This is a genomic window from Enterobacter cloacae complex sp. HYC033_NIDB, from assembly GCF_056673335.1.
Window position 1 is genome coordinate 2,898,213 of sequence record NZ_CP115123.1, and the last position, 19,229, is coordinate 2,917,441.

The following is a 19,229-nucleotide window of genomic DNA, read 5'->3' on the forward strand; positions in this document are numbered from 1 at the left end:
CAACATGAAGAACATCCTCGCCATTCAGTCCCACGTTGTGTTTGGACATGCTGGCAACAGCGCTGCGGAATTCCCGATGCGCCGCCTCGGCGTTAACGTCTGGCCCCTCAATACCGTCCAGTTCTCGAATCACACCCAATACGGTAAATGGACCGGCTGCGTAATGCCGCCGTCGCATCTGACGGAAATCGTTCAGGGGATTGCGGATATCGACCAGCTTAAACGCTGCGATGCCGTACTGAGCGGCTATCTGGGTTCGGCGGAGCAGGGGGAACATATCCTCGGCATTGTGCGCCAGGTGAAAGCGGCAAACCCCGCGGCGAAATATTTCTGCGATCCGGTAATGGGACATCCTGAAAAAGGCTGCATCGTAGCGCCGGGTGTTGCGGAGTTTCATGTCCGTCATGCATTGCCCGCCAGCGATATTATTGCCCCCAACCTGATTGAACTTGAGATCCTGTGCGAGCATCCGGTCAACAGCGTAGAAGAGGCTGTAAGCGCCTCTCGCGAGCTGATCGCCCAGGGGCCAGAGATTGTGCTGGTTAAGCACCTGGCACGCGCAGGGTTGAGCCAGGACCGTTTTGAAATGCTGCTGGTGACGAAGGATGAAGCCTGGCATATCAGTCGACCGCTGGTGGATTTCGGTGCACGTCAGCCTGTCGGGGTCGGGGATGTGACCAGCGGTTTGCTGCTGGTGAAGCTATTGCAGGGCGCGAGCCTGCGCGATGCGCTGGAGCACGTCACCGCAGCCGTTTATGAAATCATGATTGCGACGAAGACGATGCAGGAATATGAGCTCCAGGTCGTCGCGGCGCAGGATCGCATCGCGAAGCCGGAGCACTATTTTAGCGCAACGCAGCTTTAGAAAACGCCCGGCGCCGCTGCGCTTGCACGGGCCTACGGAATTTATAGGCCGGGTAAGCGTCAGCGCCACCCGGCAATCCAGGCCGCTCGGTTAATTCAACCCTTCCGCTTTCAGCGCCGCTGCCACCGCAGGACGCTCCGCCACGCGCGTCATATACGATGCGACATGGTCTAATCCTTCCATGTTCAGCTTAACCGCGCGCGCCCAGCGCAGAACGGTAAACAGATAGGCATCGGCGATGGTGAAACGCGAGCCACAGATCCACTGGTCGTCTTTCAGCGCGTCGTTAACGTACTGCAACTTTTTCTCCAGCAGCGCGCGCACGGTAGGTTTGTACTCTTCCGGCGTGTCCGGGCGGAACAGGGGCGTAAAGCCTTTGTGCAGTTCGGTGGCAATATAGTTCAGCCACTCCAGCGTTTTATAACGCGCAATGCTGCCGGTGGGGGCAAGGAGCTGACGATCCGGTACGTTGTCCGCCAGGAATTGCATAATCGCCACCCCTTCGGTCAGCAGGGTGCCATCATCCAGCAGCAGGGCCGGAACCTGGCCTTTTGGGTTAATCGCAAAAAAGTCATCCCCGTTTTCCAGACGCTTTTTCATCAGGTCAACGCCGTCCAGCGTGAAATCTTTACCGCTCTCGCGAAGCGTAATATGGGAAGCAAGAGAGCAGGCGCCCGGTTTATAGAACAGTTTCATCGGTAACTCCTTTTTGCTGAGGTTCCAGCTATGTTAGTGCGCGTTCGGATAAAAAAAAAGCCGCTAATCAATTAGCGGCTTCTGTTCAGTCGTTTCCCGATGACATTACGCGTTCGCGGTTTTGATCGCTTTAGCGGATTTGTCGTCGTCCTGGGTCATACGATTCAGTTTAGGTGCGGTCAGCAGCATCAGCACGGCAATCACGGCGGTCGCGATACCAATTTGCATGAATACGGTGCCGTAGACATTCAGGGAAACCAGCGGGTCGGTAACGTTGTCTGGTACCGCCATCAGGTTCGCAATCTTACCTGCGATGATAGCCGCGCCAGCGGTGGTCAGGAACCAGCTACCCATGATGAAGCCCATCAGACGCTGAGGGACCAGCTGCGCAACCATCGCCAGGCCCAGACCGGAGATCATCAGTTCACCGATAGATTGCAGCGCATAGCTCAGGATCAGCCAGTTAACAGACACGATACCCGCGTCGGTCGCGAATTTCGTCCCCAGCGGCAGCACCAGGAATGCGCCAGAGCACAGCACCATACCGATAGCGAACTTGTGCGGCATAGGCAGACGGTCGCCCATCTTGTTATAGATAGCGGCCAGAATCGGGCTACCAATCATGATCCAGAACGGGTTCAGGGCCTGATACTGCTCCGGCTCGAACGCGATACCGAGGATGGAGTGCTCAACGTTGCGGATAGCGAAGAAGTTCAGAGACGTTGGCATCTGGCTGTACAGAACGAAGAAGATGATCGCTTCCAGCATCAGAATGAACGCCACAATCATCTTACGACGTGCCGCACCCTGCATCGCGAAGGCTTCTTTCGCAAAGATAATCACGATACCCAGCGCAACCACGCCCAGTACGGCACGTGCTACGCCCTGGTTATGCAGCAGCCAGGTGGCAACAGCGGCCAGGATCACGATGCCGACGATGGTTGCCAGCAGTTTGCCCATGTGCACGGGTTCGAAGTCTGGTTTTGAACCATAGTCTTTAACCCAGCTACGGCAGAACAGGAAGTTCACAACGGTGATCAGCATACCCACGAAGCTCAGCGCAAACGCTACGCTCCAGCCGAATTTGGCGGCCAGCCATGGGGTTGCCAGCATAGAGAAGAAGGAACCGATGTTGATGGACATGTAGTACATGGTAAATGCACCGTCCAGACGCGGGTCATCTTTGCTGTAGCAGGTAGAGAGCAGGGAAGACGGGTTCGCCTTGAAGAGGCCGTTACCTACCGCGATGGTAGCCATACCCATGTAAACCACACCTGCATCGTGCCCGGACCAGGCAACCAGCCCATAGCCAATCGCCAGAACAACGGCGCCCAGCATAATGACTCGTTTAGTACCGAGGACTTTATCGCCTAACCAGCCGCCGATAGCGACCAGGCCATACACCAGGGCGCTGAAGGAAGAGAACAGCGTGATGGAATCGGCTTCAGACATACCCAGCTGTTTAACCAGGTAAACCGCCATGATCCCTTGCAGGCCGTAGTAGCCAAAACGTTCCCATAATTCGATCGAGAAAATGAGATAGAACGCTTTAGGCTGTTTGAAAGCGTTAAGACTTACGCTCTCATCTGTTGGTTTATTGTTTGCAGTAGACACATATACCTCTTTTTTTACATCCCATATTAACGGGGGTGTTCATAGCGTGATGACCGTAGTCCATCCGCTTTATAGTTATATTGGGAGGGGAAACGGCGGGTAATGTTCACTATCCAGCCCCATCTGGCAATACGTTTGTAATAATCTGTTACATATAACTCTGGCGGTATAATCATCGGTTCATGCAAATGTTATACAGCGTTAAATCTCATCCGTTCAAAATTGATGGTTTTTTTCACTGTAAACGACCCTGTTCAACGGCTGTATGGCGATATGTTCTGCTATTTTGGGTGATTGGCAGTGATATAGCCCATATTCTGAAAAATGACTGGTCTTATGTGCGGTATGGAATCGATGAAATCTTGTCTGACAAAGGGGTTGGGCGGGTTTTAACAACAAAAATCCAACATCAGGTTATCAGAGTGATCGCGATCACAGATGTATAGAAATTTTTGGTGATGAAAAAACTATTAACCTCTTTGAGTGTTAAATGACCGAAGAATCGACAATGCGTTAAGGAGAAAGAGAGGGCAATTTATGGTCAATCGGGAAGATATCAGAGCCCTTGTTAATATTAAGGGCTTGAACAGGTAAGAAGTTAGGTGGTTTACGCTCAGGGATAGACTTTTTCTTTGTATTCGCAGAGATCTTCGATAATGCAGGAACCGCAGCGTGGCTTACGGGCAATACAGGTATACCGTCCGTGCAGGATCAGCCAGTGGTGGCAGTCCACCTTAAATTCCGCCGGGACCACTTTTAAAAGCTTCTCTTCCACCTCTTCCACGTTTTTACCCGGCGCGAACCGGGTACGGTTAGAGACGCGAAAGATATGGGTATCTACGGCGATGGTCGGCCAGCCAAACGCCGTGTTCAGCACCACATTTGCCGTTTTACGCCCGACGCCCGGCAACGCTTCCAGCGCAGCGCGGTCTTCCGGGACTTCACCGCCGTGCTGCTCCAGCAGGATCCGGCAGGTCTTAATGACGTTTTCGGCCTTGCTGTTAAACAGGCCAATGGTCTTGATATAGGATTTCACACCTTCAACGCCCAGCTCCAGCATGGCCTGCGGCGTATTGGCGACAGGGTAGAGCAGGGCCGTGGCTTTGTTGACGCTCACGTCCGTCGCCTGTGCAGAGAGCAGCACCGCGATCAACAGTTCAAACGGCGAGTTAAAGTTCAGCTCTGTCGTAGGATGAGGATTCTCATCGCGCAGGCGCGTCAGGATCGCAATGCGTTTCTCTTTATTCATACTGCTTTCTCGGGGATCCCTTCCTGTACGCTGCGCTCAGCGGCGCGGCGTTTACGTTTTTCATCAATCAGGTATTTTAACGCCAGCATCATCCCAAGGCCAATGAAGGCGCCAGGCGGCAGCATGGCCAGCAGGAACGGAGTGTCCGTATGGAACACCTCAATACGCAGCGACTTCGCCCAGCCGCCAAGCAGCGCGTCCGCACCGTCGAAGAGCGTACCGTTGCCCAAAATTTCACGCAGAGAACCGAGAACGAACATGGCGGCAGTCGCGCCCATGCCGATGGAAAAACCATCCAGCGCGGATATGGCCGGATTGTTTTTCACCGCAAAGGCTTCAGCGCGGCCTACGACAATACAGTTAGTCACGATAAGCGGAATGAAAATCCCGAGCGACTGGTACAGGCCAAATGCGTAGGCGTTAATCAGCATTTGCACCACGCTGACCACCGACGCAATGATCATGACATAGATCGGAATACGGATTTCCGACGGCGTCCAGCGGCGCAAAACAGAAATGGAAAAGTTAGTCAGGGTCAGCACCAGCGTGGTCGCCAGCCCCAGCCCGAGCGCGTTGGTGGCGGTAGACGTCACCGCCAGCAGCGGACACAGCCCCAGCAGCTGTACCAGCGCGGAGTTGTTCTTCCAGAGACCCTGGACGATAACCTCTTTAACCTGGCTCATGGTCACTCCTCACAGGTGGAAAGATGATTGATCTGCGCGGGCAGCGTTTCGGCATACAGCCCGGCGCGCTTGACGGCGTTGACCACCGCGCGCGGGGTAATCGTGGCACCCGTGAACTGGTCAAACTCGCCGCCATCTTTTTTCACCGCGAAAGCAGGATCGTCTTCGCCATGAATCATCTTACCGGCGAAGTGTAAGATCCAGTCGCTTAAGCGTGTTTCAATTTTGTCGCCAAGGCCCGGCGTTTCGTGATGTTCCGTCACGCGCGTGCCCAGCACGGTGCCGGAAAAATCGCTGCCAACCAGCAGCTGAATCGCACCGGAGTAACCGTCCGGCGCGGTGGCTTCCATGACGGCACCCACGGGATTATCGCCCTTGCGGGCAATATAAACGCGATGGGGTCCTTTACCGAGCTGCGGAGCCTGCACGACAAAGCAGCTTTTTTGCAGGTCATTATCGTAGAGGTCGGATGGGATCACCTGATCGAACAGCGTCTTTTGCTGCTTCATTGCCTGCTCTGCAATGGTAGTTTTCGTCAGTTCATTTACCAGCGCGGTCAGCCCGGTGAGGGCGGCAGCGAAGATCGCCAGCGTAACGCCGTGTTTTTGCATTGTTTTTAGCATGGCGTGACCCTTAGCGATGACCGTACACGCGTGGCCGCGTGTAGTAGTCGATGAGCGGAACGGTGATGTTAGCCAGCAGCACGGCAAATGCCACGCCGTCCGGATAACCGCCAAAGCTGCGAATAAGCCAGACCAGCAAGCCCGCCAGCGCGCCGAAAATCAGACGACCACGGTTGGTGGTAGACGCGGTGACCGGATCGGTCAGAATAAAGAATGCCCCGAGCATGGTCGCGCCGGAGAGCAGATGGAGCTGCGGGCTGGCCAGTGACTCAGGTGAGATGACCCAGCCGAGCGTCGAGCAGACGGCCAGCGTCACCAGGAAGCTCACCGGAATATGCCAGCGGATCGCCTTCTGTTGCAGCAGGAACGCGCCGCCCAACAAATAGGCCAGATTGACCCACTGCCAGCCAGCACCCGCCAGTACGCCGCTGTAAATAGACGATTTCATCACCTGCTCCACGCTGTGTCCGGCACGCAGGGAGGTTTTGAAGGTATCGAGCGGGGTGGCCTGGCTGATGCCGTCCACGCCCATGCGAAGCGCGTTCATATCTGCGCCCAGCGCGGTGTGGCCGGTAAAGATAACGTGCAGGGCATCCATAAAGCCGGGGACGGTGGCGGCGATCTCATGCGGTGGCAGCCAGCTGGTCATCTGTACCGGGAAGGAGATCAGCAGTACCACGTAGCCAATCATCGCCGGGTTAAACGGGTTATGGCCCAGCCCGCCGTACAGCTGCTTGGCGATGATCACCGCAAACACCGTTCCCAATACCACCATCCACCACGGGGCGAACGGGGGAATGCTGATGGCCAGCAACAGGCCGGTCAACAGGGCGGAGTTATCGCTCAGGATGCGAGTCACTTCCATTTTGCGCAGCTTCAGGATCGCTGCTTCCGCTGCGACGGCACTGGCGCAACCCAGAACTAACTGGAAAAGCGTACCCCAGCCGAAAAACCAACACTGTACGGCAATACCTGGCAGCGCGGCCAGGCACACCAGCATCATAATACGCGATGTCTGGCGCTGGTTATGGGTATAAGGGGAACTTGCAATTCTGAAAACCATTTAATCCTCGTTAACGGCTTGCTGCGCGGCTTTCTTTGCCTGAACGCGCGCAATCGCGGCGGCGACTGCGGCTTTGCGTGGATCGTCGTTGGCGGCCGCAGGCCGTTCGTCCTGCTGTGCCGCTTTTCGTGCTTTGGCACGGGCGATGGCCGCTTCAACGGCGGCTTTACGCGGGTCGACAGGCGCTTCACTCTCTTCGGCAGGCTGAACCTGTGCCGCTTTTCGTGCTTTGGCACGGGCGATAGCGGCTTCAACGGCCGCCTTGCGCGGATCCGTCGCTTCCTGTTCAACCACCACTGTCTGCTGACCGGCCTTACGGGCTTTTGCCCTGGCGATAGCCGCTTCCACCGCCGCTTTACGCGGGTCGATGTCGGCTTCCGGTTTGGCGTGTTGCGCTTTCTCCGCCTGACGCGCGCGAGCTTCGGCTTTACGCGCTTCGCGAGCCGCAATCGCTTCGCTGTTGTCCGGTCTTTCTCCCGGAGCGATCACAACCGTCTGGGCGGCGGTGGCTTTCTTCTCGCGCACGCGGGCCAGGGCTGCGTTAATGGCATCCTGATCTTTCGCCGCAGGCTGGACGGCAGCCTGCTTATGGCGTTCCTGACGGGCTTGTTTCTCGCGCTCCAGTCGCGCCTGACGCGCTTCAAAGCGGGCCTTCGCTTCAGCGGCACGTTTTTCTTCCATGGAGATGGCGTAGATTTCGGCTTTCTCCTGACGGAAGTATTGCACCAGCGGAATATTGCTTGGGCAGACCCAGGCGCAGGCACCGCATTCAATACAGTCAGCCAGGTTATGCGCCTGGGCTTTATCGTGCAACTGGCCTTTGCTGTACCAGTACAACTGCTGCGGCAGTAAATCTGCCGGGCATGCGTCCGCACAGGCGCTACAGCGTATGCAGCCTTTCTCTTCCTGCGTTTCGCCCATCTCCGTTGGGGAAGGGGCGAGCAGGCAGTTGGTAATCTTCACCACCGGCACATCCAGCCACGGCAGGGTAAAGCCCATCAGCGGGCCACCCATAATGACCAGTTGATCGCTACCCGGGCAGAAGCCAGCCTGTTCCAGCAGATGACGCACCGGCGTACCCAGACGCGCCCAGACGTTGCCGGGACGGGAGACGGACTCACCGGTCAGCGTGACGACGCGCACGGTCAATGGCTCGCCGTCAATCACCGCACGTTTCACCGCGTAGGCGGTTCCCACGTTTTGCATCAGCACGCCGATGTCGGACGAACGGCCCCCGTGGGGGACCTGTTTGCCGGTCAGGATCTGCGTCAGCTGTTTTGCCCCGCCGGACGGGTATTTGGTCGGGATCACTCGCAGGGCGATATCGTGGCTGTCCGCCAGTACCGCACGCAGCATCGAAATGGCCTGCGGTTTATTGTCCTCAATACCGATCAGCACTTCGCGGGGTTGCAGAATATGCGCAAGAATGCGAATCCCTTCCACCACCTGCGCGGCACAGTCCTGCATCAGACGGTCATCGGCGGTGATGTACGGTTCGCACTCGGCGGCGTTGATGATCAGCGTTTCGATTTTATCGCCGCCGCCGTGAAGCTTAGCGCCGGTCGGGAAGCCTGCGCCTCCCAGACCCGCCACGCCGAACTGATGAATGCGTTCAATCAGCGCTTCACGGCTGTGGGAACGGTAGTCGCTCCAGCCGTCACGATCGATCCAGCGGTCTTCACCATCGGCTTCAATGATCACGCTCAGCTCAGACAACGCCGACGGATGGGCAACGGTATGGGGGGCAACAGCCACCACCTTACCGGAAGTCGGGGCATGTATCGGCAACATCCGTCCGCGACCAAAGGTCAGCGGCTGGCCGCGAAGAACGCTATCGCCTTCTTTCACGCACAGTTCACCTTCCGCGCCGATATGCTGTTTAAGGGGCATAACGTAACGGGTCGCCAGCGGGATCTGGCGCAGCGGCGTGCCGTTAGACTGCGATTTCATCTCAGGCGGATGAATGCCGCCGTCGAAATCCCAGATCTTCTCTTTTCTGAAGGCAGAAAATAACTTAAGCATGTTGTTCCACAGGAATATTGCGAACCGGAATGGTCTGAAGGTCCCACTTCCAGCTTTCAGTAGTCGTTTCAACCGGGCGTAGTTCTATACACTGCGTCGGGCAGGGCGCCATGCAGAGATTACAGCCGGTGCACAGATCCGCCACAACGGTGTGCATCGCGCGCGTTGCGCCCACAATGGCGTCAACTGGACACGCCTGAATACATTTGGTGCAGCCAATGCAGTTGGCTTCGTCGATGACAGCAAGGGCACGAACGGGCTCCTGGGCCTGTTCATCGCCGTCGACAGGCTGGGGATCGACGTTCAGCAGGGCAGCTATTTTAAGCATGACCGCTTCGCCACCCGGTGCGCAGCGGTTGATCTTTTCGCCCTGCACGCCCACCGCCTCAGCGTAAGGGCGGCAGCCAGGGTAGCCGCACTGCCCGCACTGGCTCTGCGGTAAAAGTTCATCAATTTTTTCAACCACCGGATCGTCCTCCACCGCAAACCGGCGGGAGGCATAACCCAGAATAATGCCAAAGACGAGTCCCAGTACGCTGATGGACGCGATGGCAATCCAGATAGCACTCATTACAACTTCACCAGACCACTAAAGCCCATAAAGGCCAGAGACATTAAACCTGCGGTCACCAGAGCGATGGCGTTACCGCGAAACGGCGCGGGAATATCCGCCGCGGCCAGACGCTCGCGAATCGAGGCGAACAGGACCATAACAAAAGAGAAACCGACCGCCGCGGAAAAACCGTACAACGCCGATTGCAGGAAATTATGCCCAAGGTTGATATTGAGCAGCGCCACGCCCAGCACCGCGCAGTTGGTGGTGATGAGAGGCAGGAAAATGCCCAGCAGGCGATACAGGGCAGGGCTGGTTTTCCGCACCACCATCTCGGTAAATTGCACCACAACCGCAATGACCAGAATAAAGGACAAGGTGCGCAGGTAGAGCATGTCGAGCGGGATCAGGATCCAGGTATCAATCAGCCATGCGCAAATGGAGGCCATCGTCATCACGAAGGTGGTCGCCAGCCCCATGCCCATTGCCGTCTCCAGCTTTTTGGAGACGCCCATAAACGGGCACAGGCCAAGGAACTTCACCAGTACGAAGTTATTAACCAGCACAGTTCCGACAAAGAGCAGTAAGTAATCGGTCATTATTTAGCCTGAAATAAAATAGCCGCCTATTATCGGATAAACGACAACAGGCCACAACAGGTTAACTGTAAGGTTATTACGGGTTGACAAAGGTCTTCTTAACGCGCGTCGAACGCTTGAAATAAGGGACCAGAAGCGCCGTCGCCAGTAGCGGAAACAGTAACTGGCGAACCGCCAGCGCGTCAGACACTGGCGAGAAAGCGAATGCTTTGACAGCCAGCAGCACGGAGACCAGCAGCCAGATAATGTAATGTTTTGGCACGTTTTTGCGGCGTTTGAAGAAGGCGATAGTCAGCCACAGCGTGTAGTACCACATCGCGATCGCGAAAACGAACGACACAAACCACGTTGCAATATTGAGCGCACTCTGGGACATCAGTGTCTGGATAGCATGAGGCGTAACCAGTGCGGTGGTGTATAGCAACAGCGCCAGCGAAGCGCTTAATAATGCCACCAGCAGCCATGCCAGCGGGGCGATTAACCAGCCCCCAATTCTCTCTCCAGGCAATGCGGTCATACGCTCTCCCATAGTCTGCGCGAAATGTTATACAGAAATTTGCAGGGCGGAGAGTATATAACATTTCACGCCGAAGGCTACTTTCTTATACAACGTAACGCCATACGGATTTAGGCACTTCCCCCACATTGAACAGACGACCGCCAGAGACCAGTTCGGCGCGACGATGGTCAGCAGCGCGGTACATATTGATGATGTCCTGATTATCCGACAGCGTGTAGTTCAGATGGTCAAACAGTTTTTCCAGGCTTTCAAGGGAATTGATCTTACGAAATTTTAATAAATAGTCCTGAACTGTCATGTTAATAAGTTTCCATATAAAAGGGTAATACCCATAAAGGTAATGCGTTCGAATAATAAACGGATTAATAAAGACGTAAACTGTCCACTCGGGTAACGCGACGAAATTAGGAGTTTTCTTTGCGAAGAATCAGGCATCAGCAGATGCCTGGAAGAGAAGGGTAACCCCGTTCATTACGGCTGGCAATACGTTCCATGACGTAATGTGTCACGCTTTATGACGACACGGCTTACTTTTGTTGTGCGACAGTAACAGGCTCCGGCGGCTGGTAGTTATCGATATGGCTGGCGATGCCGAGCAACACGACTGAAACCCCAAGGACAATCCATCCCGCTAATTCAATGATTCGATTAATTATTGACGACATAATTTGTGTTTGTAATTTATCCATAAATACAGATTACAAATGTTACAGCGCCCTTTTCGCCAGAGCAAGCGCTTTGGGAACGATTCCTCGAACCCATATACACACTTTAATGCGAGGTAACAAAAAACGCTGTCGCGAGATGCTATTTTAACTCACAGGGCACATTATTAATCTGTGCGTTAAGCACAAGGCCAGTGATAAATAAGCGCACAGCGAGGGGGCAAACGATGAGTGAAAACATCCGCGTCGGTCTTATTGGCTACGGGTACGCAAGCAAAACCTTTCATGCACCGCTGGTTGCCGGCACGCCGGGAATGGAACTGGCGGCTATCACAAGCAGCGATGAGACTAAGGTCCGCGCCGACTGGCCAGCCGTGCCGGTGGTAACGGAGCCTAAGCATCTGTTTAACGATCCTAATATTGACCTTATTATCATTCCAACTCCTAACGACACTCATTTCCCCCTGGCGAAAGCGGCGCTGGAGGCAGGGAAACATGTTGTTGTCGATAAGCCCTTCACCGTGACGTTGTCACAGGCGCGCGAGCTGGATGCGCTGGCGCGAAGTCTGGGTCGGTTATTATCGGTCTTTCAAAATCGGCGCTGGGACAGCGATTTCCTGACGGTTAAGGCGCTGATAAACGAAGGCACGCTCGGCGAAATTGCCTTTTTTGAGTCGCACTTCGATCGTTATCGTCCGCAGGTGCGAGATCGCTGGCGCGAGCAGGCGGGACCGGGTAGCGGCATCTGGTATGACTTAGCGCCGCATCTTCTCGATCAGGCCGTTCATCTGTTTGGTTTGCCCGTGAGCATGACGGTCGATTTAGCGCAGCTCAGGCCGGGGGCGCAGACCACCGACTATTTCCATGCCATTTTGAGTTATCCGCAGCGGCGCATTGTGCTGCACGGGACAATGCTTGCGGCGGCGGAATCGGCCCGCTATATCATTCACGGGGCGCGCGGCAGCTATGTGAAGTTCGGCCTGGATCCGCAGGAAGAGCGCCTCAAAAATGGCGAACGCTTACCGCAGGAGGACTGGGGCTACGACATGCGCGACGGGGTGGTGACGCGTGCGGAGGGGGAGGTACTGGTTGAAGAGACGGTATTGACCCTGCCGGGGAACTATCCAGCGTATTACGCCGCCATTCGTGACGCGCTGAACGGTTCAGGTGAAAATCCGGTTCCCGCAAGCCAGGCAATCCAGATTATGGAGCTGATCGAGCTCGGGATCGAATCTGCCAAACATCGCGCAACGCTCTGTCTGGCATAAGTGCCAAACGCTTTCGTAGGCCGGGTAAGCGCAGCGCCACCCGGCAGTAAAGAGGACTACTGAGCAACTTTATCGCGCAGCGCCTGTTTCTCTTCAGGCGTCAGGAAGGCGATCTCCAGCCCGTTGATTTGCGCCTGACGGATCTGCTCGCGGCTCAGCCCGGCCTGTGGTGCGGCGATGTTGTATTCGTGAATAATATCCACGCCCTGAATCGCCGGATCGTCCGTGTTCAGCGAAGCCAGCACCCCGTGCTCGAGGAAGGTTTTCAGCGGGTGTTGCGCCAGCGACGCCACTGTACTGGTCTGAATATTGGAGGTCAGGCAGGATTCGATTCCAATACGTTGTTCGGCGAGGAAATCCATCAGCGCGGGATCTTCAATGGCTTTCACGCCATGACCTATACGTTCCGCACCCAGCTCACGAATGGCCTGCCAGATGCTTTCCGGCCCCGCGGCTTCCCCCGCATGAACGGTAATATGCCATCCTGCATCACGTGCGCGGTTGAAATGAGACAGGAACAGACTGCCCGGGAAGCCCAGCTCGTCACCGGCCAGGTCGATGGCGGTGATCTGGTCGCGATGCGCCAGTAATGCTTCCAGCTCCTGAAGACAGGCCGCTTCACCGAAGGTACGGCTCATAATGCCGATCAAACGCGCCTGAACGTCAAAGGTTTTGCAGCCTTCACGCACGCCTTCAATGACCGCTTCAACCACGCCCGCTACGGGGAGGTTGTGGGTCATCGCCATATAGCCCGGGGAGAAACGCAGTTCAACATAGTGCAGGCCGTTACGCGCGGCATCTTCGATGTTTTCAAAGGCGACACGGCGACAGGCATCGACCGAGGCCAGCATCTTCACGCCCCAGTCGAGCTTGCTCAGAAAACTCACCAGATCCGGTTCGTTCGACGTGACCTGAACATGCGGGATCAGGGTTTCAAGCGTTTCGGCAGGGAGGGTTAAATTGAACTGGCGACCAAGATCGAGAATGGTTTGGGCACGAATGTTTCCGTCGAGGTGGCGGTGAATATCAGTTAAAGGCAGGCGTGTATCAATCATGGTCGCACTCTTTGCTGGTTAAAGTGCGCCATATTATAAAAACAAAACGGGGTAAAAAGCTATTTGCGCAAGGGAATATTCCGTTGCGCAAATGATTTACAGCAGAGTGTTGATGCCAGCGATAAGGCGTTGAACGCCCTGTTCAAGTTTACTACGCGGACAGCCAGCGTTCAGACGCACATAGCCTTTACCTTCATCCCCATAGGTATATCCCGGCATGATGGCCACTTTTTGCTGTTCAATCAGCACGTTTTGCAGCGTCTTGTCATCTATACCGAGTGGGCTAAGATCGATCCATGCCAGATAGGTGGCCTCGGGCGGTTGCCAGTTGAGTGTCGGAAATGCAGTATTCAGTTCGTCAGCAATGTAGCGCAGGTTTTCTTCGAGATAGGTCCGCAGCGCGTCCAGCCAGGGTTCTCCCTGTCGGTAGGCAGCAATGTGCGCGGTCAGCGCCAGCACGGAAGGGGAAGAGAGTCCGTCCCGACCTTTTAATGCATTCAGATAGGCGCTACGGCTGGCGTCATCGGCGATAAGCCCCCAGGCACCCGTCAGCGCCGGAATATTGAAGCTTTTGGAACCCGAGGTCAGCAGCGCCCATTTATCGCGTGCAACCTCATTCCACGGGGTATGACGATGCGTGCCCCATACCATGTCCATATGAATTTCGTCGCTGATCACCGCTACGTCATAACGTTCACACAGGGCCGCCATTGTGGTCAGCTCTTCCCGCGTCCAGACTTTGCCGGTCGGGTTTTGCGGGCTACACAGCAGCAGCACCTTGTTTTCCGGTTTTGACAGCGCCGCTTCCAGCGCGGCCATATTGCCCTCCCAGCCATGCGCTGTTTTCTGCATCGGCACGGAAACAACGGTACGCTGGTTGCCTTCGATGGCTTTATAAAAGGCATCGTAAGCCGGGGTATGGACCACCACGCCGTCGCCAGGCGAGGACCAGAGGCGGATCAGCTCCGAGACCATATAAATGACCGACGGCCCATACACCACGGTTTCGGTATCAATCTGACTGTTAAAGCGTTGCCGGAACCAGTGCGCCACGGCGGCCAGAAATTCGTCATTTTTCCAGCGACTGTAGCCAAACACCCCGTGGTTTATTCGCTGGTGCAGCGCATCGGTAATGCAGGGGGCGGTGGCGAAATCCATATCAGAGATGGTGAAGGGCAGCAGGTCGGCAGCGCCAAAACGGTCAGCGACATAATCCCACTGGGTACACCAGGTGCCGTGTCGATCCACGACGGTAGAAAAATCAAACATGACGGTGCTCCGTAAAGTAAAACCCCCTCATGACGAGGGGGGCGAGGCATCAGGCTTCGACGGTTCGCATCAGGGTTGCCAGCTCATCCTTCACTGACTGTACCTGCGGGCCAATGACGACCTGCAAATTGTGTTGATTTAACTGTACCACCCCAATAGCCCGGTTAGCTTTAAGTGCGTTGGTATCCACTTTGGACATGTCCGCCACCGACAAACGCAGGCGGGTGATGCAGTTATCCAGAGAGGTAATGTTATCCGCACCGCCCAGCGCCGCCAGAATAGCCGGCGTGTTATATCCGGATTTCCCAACGGTACCAGCTACCGCCTGTTCAACGCTGGTGGCCGTATCGGTATCGCGGCCAGGCGTTTTCAGGTTAAAGCGGGTGATGGCGAAGCGGAAGATCCCGTAGTAAACCGCGAACCAGATGGCGGCCACAACCGGCACCAGATACCACTTGGTGGACAGACCGTGCAGGATACCGAAGACCACGAAGTCAATCACGTTACCGTCGGTGTTACCGATGGTCACACCGAGCACAGCCATCACGGTAAAGCCCAGGCCCGTCAGTACGGCGTGGATGAGGTACAGTACCGGCGCTACGAACAGGAACAGGAACTCGATTGGTTCTGTCGTACCGCCCACCACGCAGGCAATAACGCCGGAGATCAGCAGGCCTTTAATTTTATGACGATTTTCCGGACGGGCACAGTGGTACATCGCCAGCGCAGCGCCTGGCAGGCCGCCGAGGAAGGCAGGCATTTTACCCTGAGAGAGGAAACGCGTCGCACTTTCAGAGAAGCCGTGAGTGGTCGGGCAGCTCAGCTGGGCCTGGAAGATGGTCAGCGCGCCGCTAACGGAATGACCGCAAACGTCCATGGTACCGCCGGCTTCGGTAAAGCGGATCAGGGCAACCAGGATATGCTGTAAACCAAATGGCAGCAGCAGACGTTCACCCGTACCGAAAATCATCGGGCCGAAATCACCCGCGCCGTTGATAATGCGGCCGATACCGGTGATCCCCATGGCAAAAATCGGCCAAATCAGAGGGATGATCAGACCAAACAGACCCATCACAACCAGCGTAATGATTGGCACAAAGCGGGTCCCGCCGAAGAAGGCCAGCGCATCGGGCAGGCGGATGTTGTGGAAGCGTTCGTGCAGCATCCAGATAATCACCCCCGCGATCACGGCTCCAAGGATCCCGGTATCGATGGACTGAATACCAATCACGCTCTGAATGTTATTGGCTTTCAGTACCGCCGCGTCGGTCGTGGGCAGGATCCCTTTGGCAGTCAGCCAGAAGTTAACCGCAAGGTTCATGACCGCATAGCCAACGAAGCCCGCAAACGCCGCCACGCCTTTATTTTCGCGCGCCAGACCCAGAGGAATGGCGATACAGAACATTACCGGCAGGAAGCTAAAGGCAAAAGAGCCGACCTTGCTCATCCAGATGAAGATCGCCTGAAGTACCGGATTTCCGAGGAAAGGGATCAGGGTAATGACGTCGTGGCTGCTTAACGAGCTGCCGATCCCCAGCATGATCCCGCAAAAAGAGAGAAGCGCCACGGGCAGCATAAAGGTTTTACCCAGTTGCTGGAAAAACTCCCACAGCGATATTTTTTGTGCTGCTTTCGTCGTCATAAAACGACTCCTTAAATGGTAGAAAGAGATTTAACGACCTCGATGGGGCGAGAAGATAAAACGTTTTATCAAACTTTAGTGCGCGCTAAATCACATTCTCAGGCTTTTACTGGTAGTATAAAGATAACGTATTGATAAAACGTTTTAGCGATCTCATTATCAAGGAGTCACGCCACCACATGGCTGTAGCGAAAAAGATCACCATCAACGATGTCGCGCTGGCGGCGGGGGTTTCCGTCAGCACCGTTTCGCTGGTATTGAGCGGGAAGGGGCGCATCTCTCCTGCAACGGGTCAGCGCGTCAACGAGGCCGTTGAGCAGTTAGGCTTTGTGCGTAATCGCCAGGCGTCGGCGCTGCGCGGTGGGCAAAGCGGGGTGATAGGGCTGATCGTTCGCGACCTCACGTCGCCGTTTTATGCAGAACTGACCGCCGGGCTTACCGAGTCGCTTGAAGCGCAGGGGCGAATGGTTTTCCTGCTCCACGGTGGGCGCGAACCGGAGCAGCTGCTCTCCAGGCTGGATATGCTGCTGACGCAAGGGGTGGATGGGGTGATCGTGGCCGGCGCGTCCGGCGTGGGCAGTGAATTGTGTGAGCGCGCGGCGCAGAAAGGCGTACCGCTGGTGTTTGCCTCGCGCGCCAGCTATCTCGACGAAGCCGATACCCTTCGGCCAGATAACATGCAGGCCGCGCAAATGCTGACCGAGCATCTTATTCATCGCGGCCATCAGCGCATCGCCTGGCTCGGCGGTAAAAGCTCGTCCCTGACGCGTGCCGAGCGGGTGGGCGGTTACTGCTCCACGCTCATCACATACGGCCTGCCGTTTCACAGCGAATGGGTGGTGGAGTGTGAATCCAGCCAGAAAAAAGCCGCGGAAGCCATCGGCACGCTGCTTCGCAACAGCCCGACGATCAGCGCGGTGATTTGCTATAACGACGTCATTGCGATGGGGGCGTGGTTCGGTTTGATCCGCGCCGGACGCCAGAGCGGTGAGGGCGGGGTAGAAACGTTCTTCGGCCATCAGGTGGCGCTGGGGGCGTTTGCGGATGTCGGTGAAAATGCATTAGACGATCTCCCCATCGTCTGGGCGACGACGCCGGCTCGTGAGATGGGGTACACCCTGGCAGACAGGATCATGCAGCGCATTGAAAATACGGACGTGCAGGCCGGGCATCAGATTGTGGCTGCGCGGTTAGTGACGGTGAAGTAAACGCTTTGCTTGCACGGGCCTGCAACGGCTCAGGATCGGAGGCCGGGTAAGCGTCAGCGCCACCCGGCAATAAAAAACCCCTCATGCGAGGGGTTTTTCGTTTACTGCTGCGGTACTGCCGGCGGCGCTGCCGGTTCAGCCGGTGCCGGAATGCCCAGCGTCGGCATACCAAACATGCCGACAAACTCTTCCAGCGGCATTTTGTCGCCGTTGAGCGTCACCTGGCCATTAGCATATTGCAGGCTGGTGGAAATGGTGTTGTCTTCCACCTTCGTGATGCGGAACATCTGGCCCATCGCCGCCAGGCCTTTCACCTGTTGGTTTGCCAGTTTCCCTGCATCTTCTTCACCATACCCTTCAAGTTTCGCAATCTGCGTCATGAACTCGGTCGCCATATCCATCGGGATGGTCAGCTTGCTGTCGAGCGATTTCACGCTGCGGTCAACTTCCTGCGCCAGGGTCTGCGGTTCGCCGGTCGCAGCGGCCGGATCCTTCAGGAACAGCGACAGGTTGAAGTTGGTTTCGCCTTTGCCGTTTTTCCAGCTCAGTGGCGCAACGGTAATCACCGGCTCGCCCTTCAGCAGGATCGGCAGGTTATTAAACAGCACCGTCATCGCCTGCTGCTGGTACGCCTGCGGGTTCTGTTGCAGGGCGGCATCGGTCAGCAGAGCCTGGCTCTCTTTACTGTATTTCTGACTGAATTCATGCCACGCCTGGCCGTCAATGTTGCCGATTTTCAGAGACAGCTTACCGGTACCCAGATCCTGATTCTGTACTTTCAGGCTTTTCAGGCTGTAATCCAGCTGGGTGTTGATGCTTTTACCGTCTTTGGAGACGTCAGACTTACCGTCCAGATCCATGCCTTCCAGCACCGCCATCTCTTTGCCTTCGATCGCAATGGCGATCTTATCGAGGCTCAGTTTCTGGTCGCCGATACGCTCATCAAAATCGGTCATACGGCTATTGCCGCTGGCTTTCAGGTTGTTGAAGGTAAGCTGAACCTTCTGGTTATATTCATTGACTGAATTTACCAGGCCGCTGGCGGCATCGCCGGTCAGGGAGACATTCTTGCCGTCGCGATCGGCATCAAGCTGGAAATTACCGCCGCTGAAGGCGACTTTATCGGTGCCTTGTTCGTAATTCAGGGCTTTCAGGTCGATGTCGGAATGCGTATCACCGGCATAGCTGATGCGGGTATTGATCTCAAACGGCGACTCATTTTTCGCCATATCGAAAATCGGCTTCGTCACCTCGTTATTCACCAGTACGGTTCTGGCGGATGCCATAGAGGGGATCAGGTTAAACTTTTTCAACTGCGCCAGCGGGAACGGACCGTGGCTGACCACTTCATCCAGTACCACGCTCTGGCCCGGTTTCAGCCAGGCGTTCTGATTACCCGCAACCGGCTTCACCACCACCTGCATATGGCTGGTAAACACGCCACGCTGGTAGTTCTGGTAGCTTAGCTCCAGACCTGCTTCAGGCGCGCTGCGCTTAATCTCGCTGTTTGCCTGCGCCATCATCTCTGCCAGACGGCTTTCCAGCTGTTTCCCGGTATACCAGGAAGCACCCGTCCAGATCACGCCTAAAGCAACAATCACTCCTACCGCTACGACCGATTTTTTCATTGCGATT

19 protein-coding genes are annotated in these 19,229 nt (G+C 55.8%); 3 read left to right on the plus strand and 16 right to left on the minus strand.

Going from position 1 to position 19,229, the window contains the following annotated elements; translation table 11 throughout:
* The first annotated feature begins 4 nt into the window (after positions 1–4).
* Positions 5–865, plus strand: coding sequence for a pyridoxal kinase PdxY (gene pdxY, locus O1721_RS14005; protein ID WP_015570669.1), 861 nt, complete (start codon positions 5–7; stop codon positions 863–865).
* Positions 866–955: 90 nt separating this feature from the next.
* On the opposite strand, the gene gstA is transcribed toward pdxY, so the two are convergent.
* The 12 genes from gstA to blr all read right to left on the minus strand — a co-directional run bounded on the left by gstA (position 956) and on the right by blr (position 11,140).
* Entirely contained in the window at positions 956–1,561 is a 606-nt protein-coding gene (gene gstA, locus O1721_RS14010; protein ID WP_003857598.1) for a glutathione transferase GstA, read from the minus strand.
* Between the two features lie 105 nt (positions 1,562–1,666).
* Entirely contained in the window at positions 1,667–3,175 is a 1,509-nt protein-coding gene (dtpA, locus tag O1721_RS14015) for a dipeptide/tripeptide permease DtpA (RefSeq protein ID WP_003857596.1), read from the minus strand.
* A gap of 613 nt (positions 3,176–3,788) precedes the next feature.
* On the minus strand, positions 3,789–4,424 hold the full coding sequence (gene nth / locus O1721_RS14020) for an endonuclease III (protein ID WP_015570668.1): 636 nt from the start codon (positions 4,422–4,424) through the stop codon (positions 3,789–3,791).
* Positions 4,421–5,107 carry an electron transport complex subunit E gene (locus O1721_RS14025; protein WP_003857592.1) on the minus strand — a complete coding sequence of 229 codons (687 nt, stop codon included), beginning with the start codon at positions 5,105–5,107 and terminating at the stop codon, positions 4,421–4,423. The genes nth and O1721_RS14025 overlap by 4 nt, the downstream gene beginning before the upstream one ends.
* Before the next feature lie 2 nt (positions 5,108–5,109).
* Positions 5,110–5,730 carry an electron transport complex subunit RsxG gene (rsxG, locus tag O1721_RS14030; protein ID WP_017384591.1) on the minus strand — a complete coding sequence of 207 codons (621 nt, stop codon included), beginning with the start codon at positions 5,728–5,730 and terminating at the stop codon, positions 5,110–5,112.
* Positions 5,731–5,740: 10 nt separating this feature from the next.
* Positions 5,741–6,793, minus strand: coding sequence for an electron transport complex subunit RsxD (gene rsxD / locus O1721_RS14035; protein WP_015570666.1), 1,053 nt, complete (start codon positions 6,791–6,793; stop codon positions 5,741–5,743).
* Entirely contained in the window at positions 6,794–8,815 is a 2,022-nt protein-coding gene (gene rsxC, locus O1721_RS14040) for an electron transport complex subunit RsxC (RefSeq protein ID WP_032648131.1), read from the minus strand.
* Positions 8,808–9,386 carry an electron transport complex subunit RsxB gene (gene rsxB / locus O1721_RS14045; RefSeq protein WP_032648133.1) on the minus strand — a complete coding sequence of 193 codons (579 nt, stop codon included), beginning with the start codon at positions 9,384–9,386 and terminating at the stop codon, positions 8,808–8,810. Before rsxB ends, rsxC begins: the two co-directional genes overlap by 8 nt.
* Positions 9,386–9,967, minus strand: a complete 582-nt coding sequence (gene rsxA, locus O1721_RS14050) for an electron transport complex subunit RsxA (RefSeq protein WP_000133206.1) — start codon at positions 9,965–9,967, stop codon at positions 9,386–9,388. Before rsxA ends, rsxB begins: the two co-directional genes overlap by 1 nt.
* 76 nt (positions 9,968–10,043) lie before the next feature.
* Positions 10,044–10,484, minus strand: a complete 441-nt coding sequence (locus O1721_RS14055; RefSeq protein ID WP_017693547.1) for a DUF2569 domain-containing protein — start codon at positions 10,482–10,484, stop codon at positions 10,044–10,046.
* Between the two features lie 85 nt (positions 10,485–10,569).
* The gene (gene ydgT, locus O1721_RS14060; RefSeq protein WP_000217941.1) at positions 10,570–10,785 is read right to left on the minus strand and encodes a transcription modulator YdgT; all 216 of its coding nucleotides are present in this window, start codon (positions 10,783–10,785) and stop codon (positions 10,570–10,572) included.
* Between the two features lie 229 nt (positions 10,786–11,014).
* Positions 11,015–11,140 (minus strand): division septum protein Blr, encoded by a 126-nt coding sequence (gene blr / locus O1721_RS14065; RefSeq protein ID WP_151884424.1) that lies wholly within the window; start codon positions 11,138–11,140, stop codon positions 11,015–11,017.
* 239 nt (positions 11,141–11,379) lie between these two features.
* Here blr and O1721_RS14070 point away from each other — a divergent pair, with 239 nt between their 5' ends.
* The gene (locus O1721_RS14070; protein WP_479953096.1) at positions 11,380–12,420 is read left to right on the plus strand and encodes an oxidoreductase; all 1,041 of its coding nucleotides are present in this window, start codon (positions 11,380–11,382) and stop codon (positions 12,418–12,420) included.
* A gap of 56 nt (positions 12,421–12,476) precedes the next feature.
* Here O1721_RS14070 and add read toward each other — a convergent pair whose 3' ends face one another.
* From add to malX, 3 genes are all read right to left on the minus strand, one after another.
* On the minus strand, positions 12,477–13,475 hold the full coding sequence (gene add / locus O1721_RS14075) for an adenosine deaminase (protein WP_479953099.1): 999 nt from the start codon (positions 13,473–13,475) through the stop codon (positions 12,477–12,479).
* A gap of 96 nt (positions 13,476–13,571) precedes the next feature.
* A complete protein-coding gene (locus O1721_RS14080) occupies positions 13,572–14,744 on the minus strand; it encodes a MalY/PatB family protein (RefSeq protein ID WP_032648141.1) in 1,173 nt (390 codons plus the stop codon).
* 49 nt (positions 14,745–14,793) lie between these two features.
* Positions 14,794–16,386, minus strand: a complete 1,593-nt coding sequence (gene malX / locus O1721_RS14085; protein WP_023324552.1) for a maltose/glucose-specific PTS transporter subunit IIBC — start codon at positions 16,384–16,386, stop codon at positions 14,794–14,796.
* A 179-nt stretch (positions 16,387–16,565) separates the two neighbouring features.
* On the opposite strand from malX, the gene O1721_RS14090 reads away from it, so the two are divergent.
* Entirely contained in the window at positions 16,566–17,594 is a 1,029-nt protein-coding gene (locus O1721_RS14090; RefSeq protein WP_032648143.1) for a Mal regulon transcriptional regulator MalI, read from the plus strand.
* Positions 17,595–17,695: 101 nt separating this feature from the next.
* On the opposite strand, the gene O1721_RS14095 is transcribed toward O1721_RS14090, so the two are convergent.
* Positions 17,696–19,222, minus strand: coding sequence for a YdgA family protein (locus tag O1721_RS14095; protein ID WP_032648145.1), 1,527 nt, complete (start codon positions 19,220–19,222; stop codon positions 17,696–17,698).
* Positions 19,223–19,229: the final 7 nt, after the last annotated feature.